A 19,921-nucleotide genomic window follows, 5' to 3' on the forward strand; every position below is an offset into this window, starting at 1 on the left:
AAGATGTAAATCACAATAACAGCTTAAAGTATTACTTTAACCGAGAGATTTTCGTCACCGGAAACGCCTGTGGTTGCTACATAATTAGCTTAAAGTATTACTTTAACTGCGGCAAAATCGGCTTCACCAGCTATTGCTATCGCATCGACCACCCCGGCTATTGTCATCGAATCGACCCTCACCAGCTATTGCTATCGCATCGACCTCATCAGCTGTTGCCACCGAGTCGGCTACCCTAGCTATTGCCATCGAGTCGGCTTCGCGAGCTATTGCTATCGCATCGACCTCATCAGCTGTTGTCATCGAGTCAGCCATCCTAGCTATTGCCATCGAACCGATCATCCCAGCTACTACCATCGCATCGACCCCGCCAGCTATTGCCACCGAGTCGGCTACACCAGCTATTGTCATCGCATCGACTTCATCAGCTGTTGCCATCGAGTCGGCTACCCCAGCTATTGCTATCGCATCGACTCCGCTAGCTATTACCACCGAGTCGGCTTCACCAGCTATTGTAATCGCACCGACCTCATCAGCTGTTGCCACCGAGTCGGCTACCCCGGCTATTGTCATCGCATCGACTTCATCAGCTGTTGCTATCGCATCGACCTCATCAGCTGTTGTCATCGAGTCAGCCATCCTAGCTATTGCCATCGAGTCGGCTTCGCCAGCTGTTGCCATCGCATCGACTCCGCTAGCTATTGCCACCGAGTCGGCTACACCAGCTATTGTCATCGCATCGACTTCATCAGCTGTTGCCACCGAATCGGCTTCTCCAGCTATTGCTATCGCATCGACTCCGCTAGCTATTACCACCGAGTCGGCTTCACCAGCTATTGTAATCGCACCGACCTCATCAGCTGTTGCCATCGAGTCGGCTACCCCAGCTGTTGCTATCGCATCGACCTCATCAGCTGTTGTCATCGCATCGACTTCATCAGCTGTTGCTATCGCATCGACCTCCCCGGCTATTGTAATCGAATCGGCTCCGCTAGCTGTTGTCATCGCATCGACTTCATCAGCTGTTGCTATCGCATCGACCTCCCCGGCTATTGTAATCGAATCGGCTCCGCTAGCTGTTGTCATCGCATCGACTTCATCAGCTGTTGCTATCGCATCGACCTCCCCGGCTATTGTAATCGAATCGGCTCCGCTAGCTGTTGTCATCGCATCGACTTCATCAGCTGTTGCTATCGCATCGACCTCCCCGGCTATTGTAATCGAATCGGCTCCGCTAGCTGTTGTCATCGCATCGACTTCATCAGCTGTTGCTATCGCATCGACCTTGTCAGCTGTTGCCATCGAGTCGGCTACCCCGGCTATTGCTATCGCATCGACTCCGCTAGCTGTTGCCACCGAGTCGGCTACCCCGGCTATTGCTATCGCATCGACCTCACCAGCTGTTGCCATCAAATCGGCTTCACCAGCTATTGTCATCGCATCGACCTCATCAGCTGTTGCCACCGAGTCGGCTTCGCCAGCTATTGCCATCGAATCGGCCTCACCAGCTGTTGCCATCGAGTCGGCTTCGCCAGCTGTTGTCATCGCATCGACTTCATCAGCTGTTGCTATCGCATCGACCTTGTCAGCTGTTGCCATCGAGTCGGCTATCCTAGCTATTGCTATCGAGTCGGCCATCCTAGCTATTGCTATCGCACTGACCACCCCAGCTATTGCTATCGAGTCGGCTATCCTAGCTATTGCTATCGCACTGACCACCCCAGCTATTGTATCGAATCGGCTCCGCTAGCTGTTGTCATCGCATCGACTTCATCAGCTGTTGCTATCGCATCGACCTTGTCAGCTGTTGCCATCGAGTCGACTGTCTAGTTGTTGCCATTATTTGGAATTATCAAGATGTAAGGTGCCATAATAGCTTAAAGTATTACTTTAACCGAGAAATTTTCGTCGCCGGAAACGCCCGTCGTTGCTACACAATTAGCTTCAAGTATTACTTTAACTGCGGCAAAATGGGCTGTGATTTGTACAGTAAAATTATCGGATGTACCAGCCACGGCGATGATCAAGATGTAAGTCGCCATAACAGCTTAAAGTATTACTTTAACCGAGAAATTTTCGTCACCGGAAACGCTTGTGGTTGCTACACAATTAGCTTAAAGTATTACTTTAACTGCGGCAAAATCGGCTGATTTGTACAGTAAAATTATCGGATGTACCAGCTATTGCGATTATCAAGATGTAAAACACCATAACAGCTTAAAGTATTACTTTAACCGAGAAATTTTCGTCACCGGAAACGCTTGTCATTGCTACACAATTAGCTTCAAGTATTACTTTAACTGCGGCAAAATCGGCTGTGATTTGTACAGTAAAATTATCGGATGTACCAGCCATGGCGATGATCAAGATGTAAATCACCATAACAGCTTAAAGTATTACTTTAACCGAGAGATTTTCGTCACCGGAAACGCTTGTGGTTGCTACATAATTTGCTTAAAGTATTACTTTAACTGCGGCAAAATGGGCTTCGCCAGCTATTGCCACCGAATTGGCTACCCCAGCTATTGCTATCGCATCGACCTCATCAGCTGTTGCCATCGATCGTCGCTACGAGTCGGCTACCCCAGCTATTGCCATCGAGTCGGCTTCACCAGCTGTTGCCATCGAGTCGGCCATCCTAGCTATTGCTATCGCATCGACCTCACCAGCTGTTGCCACCGAATCGGCTTCGCCAGCTGTTGCTATCGCATCGACCTCACCAGCTGTTGCCATCGAATCGGCTTCGCCAGCTGTTGCTATCGCATCGACCTCATCAGCTATTGTAATCGAATCGGCTCCGCTAGCTATTGTCATCGCATCGACCTCATCAGCTGTTGCACCGAGTCGGCTACCCCGGCTATTGTCATCGCATCGACCACCTCAGCTATTACCACCGAGTCGGCTTCGCCAGCTGTTGTCATCAAATCGGCTTCGCCAGCTGTTGTCATCGCATCGACCTCACCAGCTGTTGTCATCGAGTTGGCTTCGCGAGCTACTGCCATCGAACCGATCATCCCAGCTACTACCATCGCATCGACTCCGCTAGCTATTACCACCGAGTCGGCTTCCCAGCTGTTGTCATCAAATCGGCTTCGCCAGCTGTTGCATCGCATCGACCTCATCAGCTGTTGCCACCGAGTCGGCTACCCCAGCTATTGCCATCGCATCGACCTCATCAGCTGTTGCCATCGAGTCGGCCATCCTAGCTATTGCCACCGAGTCGGCTTCGCCAGCTACTGTAGTTACTTCGGTTGTACTATTTAATACGGATTTAATGGTATTTTTTGCTAATTTTTGAGATTCTTATGAACGCTTGAAGAATGACATAATTTTAGATGCTATAGATTTTGTCGGAGTAGCATTTTTCACTAGTGGTGGTGGGCTAACTGCGTCTATTTCTACATGCTCACCAGGAGTTATGATCGCTTCAAATGTTTCGTCGAAGATTACTGTGTAGAACGAATTGTCGGTAGTGTCATCGGCACCAGCGTCACCATCTTTAACTACTTCTACTAATTCTTCCTCGATTGCTGGAGTAGAGATAGTCGCCACACCAGGATTTGCGCCGTCATAAGGGATTTTTAATGCTATATTAAATACGAATGCACCGTCTTCAGACTCATCTTCAGCTTCTGGATCCTCAGGGTCTGGCTTATTAACTTGTGGCTCATATGCTGTTGTTGCATCGACAGTTTCAGTTGTGAATATATTCTCGGCTTTTAATTCGCTAGTTTCGGCATCAAATTCTTCGGATACAATATATACTTCAACATCTTCATTATTAATTAACGCTTTCACTTGTTTCTGGATTTCTTGAGCGGCGAGAAGAGCATTAGCTTTATTTCTAGCTGTCTCATCTGCAGTTTTATCTGTTAGTAAGTTGCCATCGATCGTGAATTCTCTTGAAGAGTGAATGCGAGATGCGGCTTCGAGCACTGCTGACTTCTCGATTACTGTCCACTTATATGGAGCGGCTGCCACTATAAACTCACCTTCGATCACTACTGGTTCAATACCCGTACCCTCAACTGGAGTAGTGCCATCAGTTTTCACTAATGTAATCTTAACGGAAACTTCATTTTCACCAACTTCACCATCAGGCTCTTCTGCAGTACCTGGAACTGATTCTGCGAAAGTACCGATTGTTGTAGCTTCAACCGTAAATTTAGCTTCCATAGTAGTTGCTGTACCAGCTCCATCATCAACAGTAATATTCATGTCTATGCCCGCAGCGGCGATTACTTCGTCAAGTTTCTTTACGATATAAGCTTGTGCTTCCGTCGCATCCATAGCGGCGCCATCGGTTTTAAGTGCTGGAACCACGATCAACTCGTCGCTTTCAAGTACCGCGGTTATGGCCGCTACAGCTTGCTCTAACGGAGTACCTGCGTACTTAGATTTTTCTTTTACTTTGCCAATATCAACACCTTCATTAGTTTTGGGATGATTATCGTCTCTTCCTGAGAATAATTCGAATTCGCCATTTAAAACACCCAATGCGCTAGTAGGTGCCGCAGCTGGATCATCGGCGGTGGTTCCGTCTAATGAACCTGCTGTTAACTTAGCCGCATCTGTGGCGGTGTCCTCAAGGTCGCTTATCGCATCTGTCGCAATTTCGATCGCCTCTTCTATTGCAGAGATAGAAGCATCGTCTGAATACAACGTGCCCATCGCCAATTCGTAGATATCGCCGTCTTCACTTTCGTCATCCATATCGCCTACTTCTACGACTGTTTCCACATAGGCTTTGATTGCCTCGATTCGTGCAGTTAACACTTCTTTTGCCGTGTTCAGAGTATCCATTGTTCCAAGGCCTCCGATTAGTGGATCAGTATCAGCGACGGCCGTTCCATCTGGTGTTTTGTTAGCTACAACGTTGGCAAACTGCTCGATCGCTAACTCTAATTTTCCGATTGCTTCAGTCAACTTGGCCGCAGATCCTTCTGCTGTATGCGGATTCGCCTTCAATACATCGCTCGCCGCCTTGTGCGCGTCAATGATAAATTCTTTCGGTGCCATCGATTCGTTCTCGCCATCAACTGTGAACCCATCCACGTCTTCTTTTGTTACCCAAGCTAGGCCGTCCGCGACATCGTTCCCTTGTACATCGCTTTGCGCGTACTTTGTATATTCGAATGCCTGCGCTATTAACATCGTAAGTTCGTTTTTCGCTTTTACCGCATCGGCTGTTTCGAGATCTGAGTCCAGCTTACCTGGTTTTAAAAGTTTGGTTGCAGTTGTGACGCTATTTTTGAGAGACGTGATCGTTTGCCCAATACTAGCGAGCGTGGTTTTGCCTGTACCAACAGTTCCGGTGATAGGGTCTTTGTCAGTTGTGGTGTTGAAGATAGCAGTAGTCGCTAGCTTGATCTGGTTGTTGAGTGTAGTGATTTGCGCCGCCGGAAGCCAATTGGAATCATCTGGAACATCCGCCCCGGTCGCTGATGCGAAAATAGGGGTACGTCGGTCGGAACCGTAGAGAATGGCTTCGATATCTTTGATAAGCGATTCCAATTCTTCGATTTTGGTGAGCATTTCATCGTTTTTACCCATTCCGTTTTTCGCCGCCGCTGAAGTTAGGATGGCTGTTGATTTGTCGAACGCGCTATACGCATTGCTAAGCTGAAGGGTAAGCGTGGTCGGTAGGCTGATCACTTTCTTCGCGTTGTTAATAGCGTTGACGTAAGCGTTATATTGCAATGTATTTACCCATTGCGAATACGAATCTACGTCGCTACCGTCTCCCGCGAGGCTAAGCTTTATCGTGTTGAGTAACGCGAGTGGGCCGCCAGCCAAATTGCCGTTGATGACCGTGCTAGTAGCTTGCGCGATCGCGTCGTTTAATTTGGTAAGAGCCATATTGTATTTTGATGCCTCTGCAGATAGAGCCGCGGCAGGTTTGGTTGCCTTCTCGAAATTCTTTGTTGCAAGAGCGAGGGCATCAACGGCCTTGTCGATAGTGAGTTGAGACTGAACTTTTGCAGTTGCGAAGGTATCGAGTGTCTTTTGCGCTACAGATATAGCATTGGCGTATACATTCACATCTGTGCTAGCCACCCATTGTGTATTGGCAGGTACGTCAACTCCGCCCGCTTTTACAGAAACTTTGGTTGTTCCCTTGTCGTCGTTTTTGTATTTATTACCAGCCAAACCGTCGGCGTCGGTGTAAGTTGCAGTCGGAGGCGTTGCGCCAGGTAGGTATGCCAGCCCGTTTATGGCAGCGACAGCATTTTGGATTGCAGTGCGTAATTCTACAGTTTCGATAGCATCGGTGCCCTTCTGAGCTAACGGAGTAATTGTGTCGAGTTTTTCGCCTTTAACATTGTAGCCATAGAAGTTTTGATACGCAGTTTGCATTTCCTTGAGAGCCAAGATGGCCTTGTCGAGCGATGTTTTCTTGTCAGGCGCATCAACATTGGCAAAGCTGTTGAGGAAAGTTGCGGCCTTTTGGGTAGCAGCAGTGATGGTATTTTTTCCAGCAGTAGTGGTCCACAGCGATGTTGCTGGTACGTCTGCTCCAAACGAAGAGCTCACGGCTATCGATTCCACTGCTGAGAGGTGAGCACCATCATCGGCAAATGTGCCTTTTTCAGTGTTAGAAATATAAGTTCTGAGAGTGGCAACGACTTTGTTATACGAATCCTTGGTACCAAACTGAGCTGCAGTTTCGAAAGCTGTAGTAGCTTTTTCGAGAGCAGTGAGAGAGGCCTGCAATGTGGCGGTTGTGGATTTAGTATTTTTCAATGCGGTAACGGCTGTGTTGAGAGCGGTAGTTATTTTGGTATAGTCGATTGTTGATACCCATTTAGATCCACTGTCTGGAATTAGATCGCCATTGTCATCGGTGCCTTCGACATCGGTTCCGTAAACTTTACTTTCAACGATTACAGATTTGCCAGCTGGTGGAGTTGGTGGAGTTAATGGAGCAGTCTCTTGTGTACCATCTATCTTATACGCATTCACATTAGTAAGAGCAGCTACAATATTGATGCCCTCAAGAAGCGCTTTTTTTGCTTCATCAAACGCTTTAATAGTAGCCCCAGTTGCAGTTCCAGGAAGCGGCTTAAAGTTTTTGGCAAGATTTGCCAATGCGGTAGCCTTAGTAGAGATAGAGGTGTTGACTGCGGTATCGTCGAGAAGCGTTTTTGCCTCTTCGATAGCCTTTGTGATATTAGCGTGTACGGCGCTCGTTACCCAATATGAAGAAGTCGAGATGTTTGCACCAGCCGTGTCGCTAATTTCTACATCAGTACCATTAGCATCTTTGAGTACAGCGTTGGCCGCATGATATGCGTTGTAGAGAGCAATTTTCTTCGAGCTAGCAGGATTCATAGCATAAGAGTTGGCATCCGCAGTATTCACAAGCACCGCGAGATCGGCAACTTGCTCGGCTGTAGCTTGGTCGGCAGCTTCTTCTAAAGTAGTGAGAGCTTCTTTTAAGTTCGTTGCATAAGTTTGGTCGAGATAAGTAGGATTAGAGTCTATGAATGTTTCGAGCTCAGCATCAGAAACGCCATCTCCAGTGGTATCGATTGCTCCTTTAATAGCGATACTAGTTAGGGAGTAGTCACCTTTGTCTGTACTAGTTCCGATGAAGGCATCAACGTTTTCGCTAGCAGTAGGAGGCGCATCTGATGTATCGATTTCTTTGTCGTCTCCGTAGAGAATAGCTTTGGCCGCATCGATCCACGTAGTTTTTTCAGCTGTAGTAGCTTTTTCAACAGCGGTTGGTTTAAATGCTAGAATCGCATCTACTAAGCCGCTCTCATTATATTGGGTTGCGAAGTAGGAGCCAGTAGCATCAAGATTCCCAGGATTATCCAAATAGCCGGTGCGCGAAGATGACTCTAGATTGGCAGCATCGTCGACTATTTCTTGTGCTTTGACCATAGCCTCTTTGAGGTCGTTGAACATCGTCGGTGTTACCCAATGTCCATCTGGTAGAGCAGTGCTTGTTGCATTGCCATTTGGATCGCAAGTATATACTCCGTCTACAGATAAATTTACTTTGGATGTATCTAAAGCGATGCCGGCCTCAATGATTTTTCCACCCACGACAGTTGTATCTGCGAATGTTATGGCGAAGTCGCCGTCGGCTGCATCTTTGGTTGCGAATGTAGCTGCGTTAACGGCGACAGCTGTACCATCACCAGTATCACCAGTAAGTTTAGTTTGAACTGATGTATAAGCCGTTACATAATCCGCGCTGTCATGCTCTTTAGTTTTTGCTTCATATGCTGCTATCGCATCTTTAACCTTATTCAATGCATTATCGAAATAGCTAGGGTCATTTGCGTATGCTTTGTAGTTGTCTGTATCGCTTTTGGCTAAAATTTCATCGACTTCGAGTAGCGCATCTGAGAGATCTTCTACGGCATCGGTGTCTACGAATTTTTCGATAGCGTTTGAGCCACCAGTACCTGCGACAGGGTCAATCTCGCCAGTTTTAGTATAGCCGTATAGCATGCTTTTGGAATTGTCATCCTTTTTGGAATTAATGATGGTATCAGAATGACCTTTACTTACTATATAAATATCTACTGGAACATAGCTAGTTACTTTACCATCTGTACTTTCGATAGCGTAGACTTTTGCTTTCTCACCACTTACTGTTGCACCTGAATCTATAGCAGCATCCGTAGATGATATATATCCAAGAGCATCGTATGAATCTGGATCTGTTGCTGCCGTTGTCGCTGTATATGCCACACCGATGGCGTTTTTGAATTCGTCAAACTTTGTTTTGGCATCAGCGGTGTCAGTCTTATCCTTCGTAGCCGTTCCATACGCTGCTGTAGCCGCATCGAGTGTAGCCTTAGCTGCTGCAAAGTCAGTTTCAGATGCGTCTGGAATATTTGAGCCCCAATCTACTTCTGAATATTCTGCTCCCAATGACTTTTCATCTGTAACAGGTGTTGAAGCAGTATCTGTTAAAGTAGATGGGAAAGTATCATCTAATACTTTTTTGGCCGCCTGGATCGCGTTGTAATAAGTCTTGAGTGCTTCGTTGGTAGTCCATTTCGCTGGGTGAGTGATGCCGCTGGTGGTATCGGCAAATGATTTAAGGTCGCTCCATTTGCTGGTACCTTCATCATAAGTTTTATACGTATATCCACCATCCTCTGATACGCCGACAGTAGTGGTAGTGTCAGTGGAATAATATTCATCCTTACCGTCAACTTTTTTGATTGTGGTCATAATTCCGTCTGAAGCTGCGCCATGTACAGCGGTATACAATGCTTCTCTTTCGGTATTATCGAACGGAACGATCGGCTGCTTACTGTCTTCAAATGTAGCGACTGCTTTAGCGATGTCATCGATTTCTTTTTGCAAGTTTCCGGATACGAAATCGTCCATATATTTTTTGAGCTTTGTCTTTGCGGACGCCTCGGTTAGACCATAAACGACTACATCTTTATACGCCTCAAGCTCATTGAGATATTTCGCTTCGGACGTTAATTTATCTAAATCAGACACTTCAACGTAATGTGTAGCGCTTGTATTGGCTACCGTGATGAGTTTTTTCTTCTCGTCTGCAGCAGCAGCTGTAGTAGTATAGCCGTCAGCGGCATCTGCAGAAGATTCGGTAATAGAGAAAATACCATCATCAGATAGAGCAATTGCGCTATCAGTTTTTGCTATTCTTCCCGCTGATGAAGAAAGTGCACCGGTAGAAGTATCAGCTGCAAGCACTGGCAAAGTGACGTAGGTTTCAACTTTTGCTAGTGCTGTGGTCGCATCTGTAATCGCGGTAGTAAATTTAGTTTTCAATCCATCTTTAGCCGCTTCATCGTATTTATCAAGCGCTTCTTTAAGCTTCTTGATAGAGCCTTCAATGGTAGATACGGATGTACCGCTTAATTTATATAGAGTAGTAGTACCATCTGCATCTTTTACACCAGAATCTGTGATATAGCTTTTCGCATTATTGATGGCCGTCACAAGATCATCATGAACACTTTCCGTTACCCAGAACTGACCTGTATCGAGATCTACCCCTTTATATGCAGAGATGTTGTAGTAGTCTGCTCGTGCTGTAGTAGGTGGAGCTAAAAGAGGATTAAACTGTCCTTGCCTTGGAACTGCTACAGCGGTGGTATCTGCATCAATTTCTGATTTAACTTTCAGTGCGTGATTGTCATTTAAGCCAGCGGTGGTAAATCCATCGGTTAGCTTAAGTAGTGTAATCGGACCAGAAGTAACCGCGCCCTCGACACTATCAGGAACACCTTCAGCAGGTGGAGCAGGTGTAAATTCCACTGTTGTTGCTAATCCCAAGTGAACGAAGTAGTTGTATAACTGAGTAGTAACGTCCGCGAGTTGATCAGCAGGAGTGTCAGTAGAATCTGCAAAGGCAGTGTAGTTATCAATGCTTTGAGCTAGACCAGCTATATCCTTTATAATCTCAGCCATTTCATTTGAGCTACCAGATGTTTTAGAGCCGGCCTTAACTTCGGTTGTATAATCTTCTCCCTCTAATGTAGTTTTTCCATCAGATCCATCATAACTTTCATACGTTTCGATGTATTCTCTTAATTTATCAAGCTGTGTATCGACTCTATCATGGGTAATGTATTTAGGTTCAGCTTTTACGCCGGCTGGTGGGGTGTCCCAGGTAAGTAAATTTCCGGCAGCTGTATCTTCAACTACGGCTGGTGCTATAAAATATGTAGCATCTGGACCAAAACCTTCTCGATCGTCAGCTGTAATGGCGGCACTTGATTCTTCAATATCTGTAGCCGTTGCTTTGGTACCGTCTTTATATTTGTAAATTTGAGGGGTAGAGCGGAGACTACTGTTGGCACTTTTTGGTAAATCATCATCAAGATTGGTTAGTCCTAGCATAGCTTTTGCGATTTTAATTTCTAATGTAGCAGCAGCTATGTTAGCCGTGAGATCGTATGTCCCATTAGATGCGGCAAGGTAGGCCGTGTAGGCATCATCGAGAGCAGTTTGCGCGGCGGTTATTTCATCGAGTGTTGAGTAATCTCCGTCAGCACCTTGCAATGTCTCTTCTTTATATTTTTCCTCATTAGATTTTTTAGCATACGGGGTGCTTGATTCATCATCTAGATTAGCAGATGTAGCTAACGTGTTAAATGTATCAGACAACGTTACATTATCTTCGAAGATATCTCCAAGTGTAGTAGTGTCATCGTTATAAGCTCCAGAGTATGCGTTGTCAACAACAGCCTCGGCAGCAATCATAGCCTCTTGTAATGCGTCGACTACGCTTTGAGTAACCCAATGTCTAGTTGTTTCGACGGTTTTTGCGTCTTTAGAAATTTCGATCGCTATGGCCTCGGTGGCAGTTCCGAAATCAGTAGGAGTTTTAGTGTCAGCTGTTATAGCGTTATCTTCGTTAGCTGAAAAATCGATGTGCGCATCTACATAATGGATAGTTTGTTTGAGTGTATCAATAGCCGTCTTGTAGGTATTTTCGATAGCAGAATCAGGCGTAAGCTGTTTAACAGCATTTACAGCCGCGTTAAGATCAGCCGCTATATCAGCTATATGTGCTTTTATGCCTTTGTTGGTAAATGTGGCAGGATTTGCCAAAATGTTCGTTAAATTTTCGAAGGCAGTTTTTGTTGCAGAATCATTTAAGTTTAAGTATTGCTGACCAGTGGTGTATTCTAAACCATCAGTTTTAGATGTAAAGATTTGAGATAATCTCATTGCATCTGTAATTAATGTATCGAGTTGATAATCTGCAGCGAACGTTAATTTATCTACCAACAGTTCGTTGCCAGGGTGAGCAGTACCTAAAGCCGCCGCGTCGGCTGGTAGTTCATGAATGTATCCAGCTGTCTCATCAGTAGTACCAGCCGTAATTAAACCAGCTACATCATCGGCAGCGTTAACATCGATCGGTAACATAGTAATTGCTCCGGTCGCTAAAAGTGTAAAAGCTACTTGCTTTCTATATTTCTTCATCAAAGCCATTAATTCATCTCCTTTTTTTGTATAGCATAATAAATCGAATTTAGTTATACTCTAAAAAATATATTGCATATCCAAATATATGAGCTCGGGTAATAATGCATTCATATAATAATTTATGATATTAATTATATCGGAAGCGGTGTTATAGTACATTAATAAGACTTATCCAAGATTTGGAAAATTAATTGTAATAAAAATCCAAAAAATTAGAAGAAATTAGTGTAAAATGCTAAAAATATAACATAAAATAATGAAAAGCATTATATAAAGTTGGAGATAAACAACCTGTAGAATCTTCATTTTTATGTGCGATATATAGAAATAAATAAAGCATCGTATTTTTTAACGATCTACAGGGGGCATCGCATGTTATAGCGAACTACATAAAAAGGAAAAGAGAATAGCAAAGAAGCTGGCGCCGATCGAGCAGATGGAGAAGAAGGAGAAGATGTAGAAAATGGGGAGGATGTAGCAGATAGAGAGATGAGATGATGTAGAAGACGGAGAAGATGGAGAAGAGGATGTAGCAGATCGAGCAGATTGAGATGACGGAGATGATGTAGAAGCTAGGGAGGATGTAGCAGATCGAGCAGATGTAGAGAGACGGAGAAGATGTAGAAGATAGGGAGGATGTAGCAGATCGAGAAGATGTAGAAGACGGAGATGATGTAGAAGTTGGGGAGGATGGAGCAGATTGAGATGATGTAGATGACGGAGATGATGTAGAAGTTGGGGAGGATGGAGCAGATTGAGATGATGTAGATGACGGAGATGATGTAGAAGTTGGGGAGGATGGAGCAGATTGAGATGATGTAGATGACGGAGATGATGTAGAAGTTGGGGAGGATGGAGCAGATTGAGATGATGTAGATGACGGAGATGATGTGGAAGCTGGGGAGGATGTAGAAGCTGGGGAGAATGTAGCAGATCGAGCAGATTGAGCAGATGTGGAAGATGGAGATGACGGAGAAGATGAAGAAGCTGGGGAGGATGTAGAAGACGGAGATGATGTAGAAACTAGGGAGGATGTAGCAGATAGAGCAGATTGAGATGATGTAGAAGACGGAGAAGATGTAGAAAATGGGGAGGATGTAGCAGATAGAGCAGATTGAGATGATGTAGAAGACGGAGAAGATGTAGAAAATGGGGAGGATGTAGCAGATCGAGAAGATGTAGAAGACGGAGAAGATGTAGAATCTGGGGAGGATGTAGCAGATAGAGCAGATTGAGATGATGTAGAAGACGGAGAAGATGTAGAAAATGGGGAGGATGTAGCAGATAGAGCTGAGATGAGTAGAAGACGGAGAAGATGTAGAAGGTGGGGAGGATGTAGCAGATAGAGCAGATTGAGATGATGTAGAAGACGGAGAATGATGTAGAAGTGGGGAGGATGTAGAGCAGATTGAGATGATGTAGATGACGGAGATGATGTAGAAGGGGAGGATGTAGCAGATGAGCAGATTGAGATGATGTAGAAGACGGAGATGATGTGGAAGCTGGGGAGGATGTAGCAGATCGAGCAGATTAGATGATGTAGAAGACGGAGATGATGTAGAAGCTAGGGAGGATGTAGCAGATCGAGCAGATGAGATGACGGAGAAGATGTAGAATGGGAGGATGTAGCAGATAGAGCAGATTGAGATGATGTAGAAGACGGAGAAGATGTAGAATCTGGGGAGGATGTAGCAGATCGAGCAGATTGAGATGATGTAGAAGACGGAGAAGCTGGAGACGGTGGAGAAGATGTAGCCGATCGAAAAGATGTAGAAAATCGAGCATATAAAAAAGAGGCCCATAAGACCTCAATAAATTAAGCAACTTTTTTTTCCTGATCGCCTTCTCTGTGAACAGCAATCTCGGTGTAATATAGCATTGCAGCAAGAATGATAGTAAGACAAATAGAAAAGTGAACAAAGAATAACGAATTGCTAAAGACCGATGATAAAATGATGCACGCACCGAAAATGGCAAGACCTGGAATAACATACCCTTTAATTTTGCTCTTGATTTCGCCACTCTTAGCAAGCAAAATTACATGGATGTATAGATAAATATATAAACCGTAGCTAAGGGCAATAGAAATTTCGGAGACATCACCGGATGTTAATAAGGCAAATTTCTGAGTAATGAAATGAATTACAAGCCAAAACATAACAACAACAAAAAAGACGATAGCTGACCTGATGGAAACGCCATATTGTTCACTGATAATCTTAATTTTATTAGCAAAAGGAAACATATTACGAGCGGCAAGAGATTGTGGAAGCCTAATACCACCCAAAATGAGGCCATTTACAGTACCAACAACAGAAATAATAACAAAGATGAGAACGATTTTAGCGCCCATAGGACCCATTAACGAATTGGCAGCGACATCAACATGCGCATCACCTAAAGCAATAACATTTTGCGGACCTATCAGCGTACTGATACCGACAAAATAAACGATATAAACAGCCAGAACAATAAGAGGGCCAACAACAAAAGCGATAGGGAGATTGCGTTTACTATTTTTAACTTCCGCACCGATCGCAGAAGTTACGATCCATCCATCAAAAGAAAAGGCGATAGGAGCGAGGGCAGCCAAAACGCTTGCTGTACCCACAGTTTTCACATTGGTAGAAGTAAGAGTAGCGCCGGGGTCACCCATAGTAAGGCCGCATATAGCAAAGAAAATAAGAGGAATCAATTTTATAATAGTGGAACCGTTTTGCAAATAGCCGCCAAATTTTTTAGATAATATATTAATAACAAATAGGAAAACAATATAAATAGCGCCAATAACGGTTTGATTCATGAGAGTCATGTTGAAGCCAAAAAGCAAGCAGGTGTAAATGCCGGCAACCCAAGCTACAACTGCAGTAATAGTGGGGTAATACAAAAATACCTGAAACCAACCGATAGCACAAGCGACGGGTTTGCTAAACTCTTCGGCATAAGTAATGATACCGCCGGACTTCGAATTACGAGCGGCGAGTTCGCCAATAGTGAGGCTACCAAAAACAATGCTAATGGCAGCGAAAGCAAAGACCAAAATACCGAGACTAACGCTCCCACCAGTGTAATTTAGAATGTCATCGCTCTTAAAAAAGATACCCGAACCGATAACGATGCCAACTATCATAGTGATAGCAGTAAATAATCCATATTCTTTCTGTTTCATATTATAATCACTTCCTTCTAATTAAAAATGTGTAAGAAAATTTAATGCTATGCATGCGGTCGCGGTATGTAAAAAACTGATTCGCACAGCATAAAGCATTTGCAAAATGAAAATTAAAGATAACTAGTCTGCAATGACAAGTATAACATATAAATAATGTAAATTCTAGATTTTGTTGCAAAATTTAATATCTTTGTTATAATAATGAAGTACCCTTAAAAAATATTTTAAATTGTCTTGGTCAAAAAGAAAATCAGAGAACAGGAAAAAAAGTAACTGATAAAGATGCTGATAAAGATAAAAAAGAATAAAGTTAAAGGGACAAATTTTTTTTTGAATCAACACACTTTTTTTGGAATTACAGTTATAATTATTAGAGTTATGAAATATGTATAGTAGTGTTAGTGATCATACTAAAGGGGGAGAATTATGAAAAGAAAAGCGTTCAAAACGCAAATTAACCTTACATTTGGTATAATTGTTGCAATTATACTATTATGTAGCACCATTATTAGACTATTTTCTATTGCGACAACGACAATTGAGGTGGCAGAAAAGACATCGATTAGCAATGCATCGATAGCTGTAAACGGGTTCTCAAACTGGCTTACAGATAAAACTACTTTGGCAGAAACATTGGCAACAAAGCTATCTGTTGTAGACGAAATAAATTTAGATCAGCTGAGAACATACTTACAATTGCAATCTAATTTAAAACACGATATCGAAACTTTATATTTCTTCACAGCCGATGGCGAAGTAATAGACCCTGATGGATGGCAGCCATCTTTCGGAGAAGACCTCACGCAATCAGGATGGTATAAGGGAGCAATGTCTACAAATGGTACATACGTGTCAAAACCATATACAAGCCCTCTAACTGGAACTCTATTAATTGGAGTATCTAGAAAAGTAACACAACACGCGACACACGAATTGCTTGGAGTAATAAATATGGAAGTACCACTAGACTCAATGCAAGAACTGATAGTAGAGCTTTCTGGCACAGATGGAACAAGTATATTTATTATAGATCAGGACAACGAAATCGTCGTTCACAAAGAAGAGATCAATATGCCATCTGGTGGAAAAATGAAAACATTACAATCAATCAATCCAGTATCAGCAAACGACATCATTGCGATGCGCGATGGAGACGTCATTTCGACCATTACATCAATGGGAGACGGGGCTTATACAACAGCGTTCGCAGTGCCTAATACATCATATAGAATGGTATCAAATTATCCGAAATCACATGTAACAGACGCCATATGGAAAGAAATTATCTCTAGCATATTAATTATGGTAATTAGCCAGATAGTATTCTATATAGCAGTAAAAATAATTGTAAGAGTATATATTTATCCATTAGAGCACGTAGTAACAGAGCTAGGCAAGCTTCAACAAGGAAATTTAAACATTTCAACAACTCACATTGCAAGAACTACACTGGAGCTAGAAGCTATCGTTGGAGCGCTAGATACTGTTTCAAGTTCAATTAACGGATATATCGAAGAAATAGCGAAGATTCTACAAAGCTTCTCAGAGGGCGACTTTACACCGACACCGCAACAAAATTATGTAGGCGACTTCAACAAAATCAAGGTATCGTTGCTAGCGATTTCAGTAAGCTTAAAAGACCTATTATATAATACACAATCATCAACAGGTAATGTTTTAGACGCGGCAAATCAAATTGCAGGCTCCGCACAAGAACTAGCAGACCTAACAATCGGTCAAGTAGACCTAATCAGCCACTTCAAAGACGAAACCATCCAAGTAGCAGAAGGAGTAATAGGCATAATCGGAGATATCGATAAGAGTTATGAAGTAGTAAATGACATGACCAACAAAGCGCTTGATAGCAAAAAGATAGGAAACGACCTAGTAACCGCAATGAAAGATATCAGCGTATCTATCAACGAAATTAGTGATGTAATTGGATCGATCGAAAATGTCGCAACACAAACGAATCTGCTAGCACTTAACGCATCAATCGAGGCAGCACGTGTCGGAGAGCAAGGAAAAGGCTTCGCAGTTGTAGCAAACGAAATTCGAGAGTTGTCAACAACTACAACACAAACCGTAAAAGATATATACGGTCGAATCGAAAAGAATCTAGAAAGTTTACGCAAAGGAGAAAACATGGTGCAATTAACATCGACCGCGCTAGATACAATAGTTCAGTCGAGCGTCGAAACCAGAGACTTCTCCAAAAATCTTTCTGCTAATGCAACTAGTCAGAAGGAATCGTTACACGCAATAATAGCCAAAGTTGAGATGTTACAAACAGAGATCAGCAAAAACTCTGGCATATCAGAAGAAAACGTCGCAGTCAGTCAAGAGCTTGCAGCACAAGCAGATAATTTGAAAGGTCAATTAGATAAGTTTGAGATATAGGAATGTAAGAAGATAGTTTTTCCCCAAGAATCTTGAATGACGGATAAAATTCTTCAACAACAAGAGTTTCGATGTAAAAGTCGGAGCTCTTTTTTAATGCAAGAAAGTTATAAAAGCTACTTTGAAAGGTCAAATATAAAAGCTACCTAAAAAGCTGCCTAAATGGTAACATTTACCTTATTATCTGCAGATGTACGAGTAGCAAGTAAGCGCATCAGCGTTGGGTTCGGCATCAGCGGTGAATAAACAAAAAAAAGATAAGATAGTTTTTGACTACCTTATCTAAGTTTCTTCTTATTATAATGATTATAGAAATGCTTTGATATCTTCTTTTGTAATGCATTTGAACGCGAATAAAAATGTGATGTAGAACAACCCTAGCAATGCGATCGCTATTACTGTAGCTACCTTCGCTCCCACCATGCCGCTTAGTAAGCTGTTATATATATATCGAATGGCAATCGAGCCGATGCTTATCGCTATTGCTGGTTTCATTATCCAACTGAGAACGTTTATTGGTAGGCTGATAGAGTCTAGCGCATGGTAGAGGTGATAGCATGTGGCGATTCCGGCTTGGGCTAGTAGCGCTAGTGTGAATCCTACTAATCCAGATTTTGGTACCCCGACTATTATTAACACGATACATGCTACTGACCCTAGTATGTTTCCTTGGAATGTTGTTTTTTGTAGCCCAAGCCCGTTTAATACGCCGTTTAGTATCCCTTGTAAATAGAAAAATGGACATATCAGCGCTAGCAGTTTGAGGAGGTGACCCACTTCGCTCATATTATAGACTAGCATCGCTATTTCGTCTCCTAATGTAAAAAATAGTCCCCCCGCTCCTATTCCGATGATTGCAGATAGTTGTACTGACGAGGCCACCGTGCGTTGTAATTCGGCGTTGTTGGATCTCGCTTTCGCGTCGGAGATCGACGGGATGAGTGCCACCGATAGCGACCCCGTTAGCATTGACGGAAATAATAAAAGTGGCATCGCCATTCCAGAGTACATTCCAAATACGCTTAATGCATCGCTCGAGCTTAGTCCAAATTTTTCGAGTTGCATGGGGATTAGGATATTTTCTACCGATTGCAATGCGGAAGTTAAAAATCGATTCGCTGTGATTGGTAATGACAGGTAGAAGATCGTGTTGATGGCACTATTATATGTAATTATAGACGGTTTGGTACATTTGATTTTGTTTCGAGCCCTAAAAAACATAAATATGGCAAATCCACAAGAGGCAAATTCGCCACCGCAGAGTCCGAGCATCGCCGCCGCACAGGCATATTCCAAGCCATATGGAACCATCATTCCAGCAACGAGATAAATAATAATCATTCTAGCAACTTGCTCTATTACCTGAGCTATTGCAGGAACGCTCATCTCTTGACGACCCTGAAAATAACCGCGGATGCAGCACGAGGTTGCCATAAACGGTAGACAAGTTCCGAGTAATTGAATAGACAAAGACGTATCTGCTGCATGAACAAAGTATATTGCAATGGGCTCGTGAAAAATAAATAAGAATAGAGAAATTGGTATGCAAATAACCAGTGATAGCACGATCGCGCTTTTCATAATTTTAATAGCATCGTCATGGAATCCCCGAGCATTGTATTCGGCAACTTTTTTGGAAACGACTAGCGATACTCCCGCACTGGAGACAGCCCAGGCAAGCATATAGATCGGAAAGATCAGTTGGTATAACCCCATTCCTTCGGCACCCATAGTGTGAGATAAAAAGATTCGAAATATAAAACCTAAAATTCTAGTTATAAAACTGGCACCAGTAAGAATCATAGTTCCTATTAGTAGTGTTTTTTTACTCATCATAAAGCTCCTTTCGTTGTGCTTATATATATATCTTTATGAGGCTTGTCCGCAAAGTATGAAAAAAAACTTTTGTCCGCAATAAAAAAGACCCTATGAACTAAATCATAGGGTGAACTAAACATGGTAAAAAAATTTTTGTAAATTGAACAACAATTATGTTTTGTAACAAACTCAAAAAAAAAGAAAAATGATAAATAGTTAAATTACTTTAACATAAAACGCTAAATGGGTTCAATTAATTTGATTTGTACTGAACTTTAAAGCTCAATTACATTGGCATGGTAGCACAAAAAATATAGAGTGTCAACGCTTTTTTGGAAAAAAATCTCAAAAAAGCGAACAACTTGCCAAGTACTATTTGAATTAGTTATATTTTTTGGAACATATGAGCATACTGATTTCAAAAGGTCAACATAGCAAAGCAAAAATTCCCAGTTACATTTTTTTTCCATAACTATTGACAAAAGCAGCAGCGGGCGTTAAAATGTCTTTATCGTAAAGTTGGCATATTTTAACCAAATCCGGCTTTACCGCAATCAAAGTTATAGTGAAAAAGTTTTTTGTAATGTTAAA

Annotated in this window: 9 protein-coding genes; 2 read left to right on the forward strand and 7 right to left on the reverse strand. The window is 42.9% G+C overall.

Translation table 11 applies throughout. The annotated features are described in order from the left end of the window. Positions 1–123 precede the first annotated feature (123 nt). A complete protein-coding gene (locus PCY70_RS00070; protein ID WP_305767952.1) occupies positions 124–1,719 on the reverse strand; it encodes an RNA-binding protein in 1,596 nt (531 codons plus the stop codon). A gap of 263 nt (positions 1,720–1,982) precedes the next feature. On the opposite strand from PCY70_RS00070, the gene PCY70_RS00075 reads away from it, so the two are divergent. Continuing rightward, on the forward strand, positions 1,983–2,150 hold the full coding sequence (locus PCY70_RS00075) for a hypothetical protein (protein ID WP_305767953.1): 168 nt from the start codon (positions 1,983–1,985) through the stop codon (positions 2,148–2,150). 418 nt (positions 2,151–2,568) lie between these two features. Here PCY70_RS00075 and PCY70_RS00080 read toward each other — a convergent pair whose 3' ends face one another. The 5 genes from PCY70_RS00080 to PCY70_RS00100 all read right to left on the reverse strand — a co-directional run bounded on the left by PCY70_RS00080 (position 2,569) and on the right by PCY70_RS00100 (position 15,109). Next, positions 2,569–2,814: a hypothetical protein gene (locus PCY70_RS00080; protein ID WP_305767954.1), complete on the reverse strand. Its 246-nt coding sequence runs from the start codon at positions 2,812–2,814 to the stop codon at positions 2,569–2,571. Continuing rightward, positions 2,811–3,122 (reverse strand): hypothetical protein, encoded by a 312-nt coding sequence (locus PCY70_RS00085; protein WP_305767955.1) that lies wholly within the window; start codon positions 3,120–3,122, stop codon positions 2,811–2,813. The genes PCY70_RS00080 and PCY70_RS00085 overlap by 4 nt, the downstream gene beginning before the upstream one ends. Beyond that, positions 3,082–3,216: a hypothetical protein gene (locus PCY70_RS00090; RefSeq protein ID WP_305767956.1), complete on the reverse strand. Its 135-nt coding sequence runs from the start codon at positions 3,214–3,216 to the stop codon at positions 3,082–3,084. The genes PCY70_RS00085 and PCY70_RS00090 overlap by 41 nt, the downstream gene beginning before the upstream one ends. An 87-nt stretch (positions 3,217–3,303) precedes the next feature. Further along, positions 3,304–11,946 carry a hypothetical protein gene (locus PCY70_RS00095; RefSeq protein ID WP_305767957.1) on the reverse strand — a complete coding sequence of 2,881 codons (8,643 nt, stop codon included), beginning with the start codon at positions 11,944–11,946 and terminating at the stop codon, positions 3,304–3,306. A gap of 1,810 nt (positions 11,947–13,756) precedes the next feature. Beyond that, entirely contained in the window at positions 13,757–15,109 is a 1,353-nt protein-coding gene (locus PCY70_RS00100) for an APC family permease (protein ID WP_305767958.1), read from the reverse strand. Positions 15,110–15,538: 429 nt separating this feature from the next. On the opposite strand from PCY70_RS00100, the gene PCY70_RS00105 reads away from it, so the two are divergent. Then, positions 15,539–17,512, forward strand: a complete 1,974-nt coding sequence (locus tag PCY70_RS00105) for a methyl-accepting chemotaxis protein (RefSeq protein ID WP_305767959.1) — start codon at positions 15,539–15,541, stop codon at positions 17,510–17,512. A 306-nt stretch (positions 17,513–17,818) separates the two neighbouring features. Here the strand turns inward: PCY70_RS00105 and PCY70_RS00110 are convergent, their stop codons facing one another. After that, a complete protein-coding gene (locus PCY70_RS00110; protein WP_029487770.1) occupies positions 17,819–19,345 on the reverse strand; it encodes a putative polysaccharide biosynthesis protein in 1,527 nt (508 codons plus the stop codon). Positions 19,346–19,921 lie beyond the last annotated feature (576 nt).

Source organism: Candidatus Epulonipiscium viviparus, assembly GCF_030708075.1.
In the GTDB taxonomy this organism is placed as follows: Bacteria; Bacillota; Clostridia; order Lachnospirales; family Cellulosilyticaceae; genus Epulonipiscioides; species Epulonipiscioides viviparus.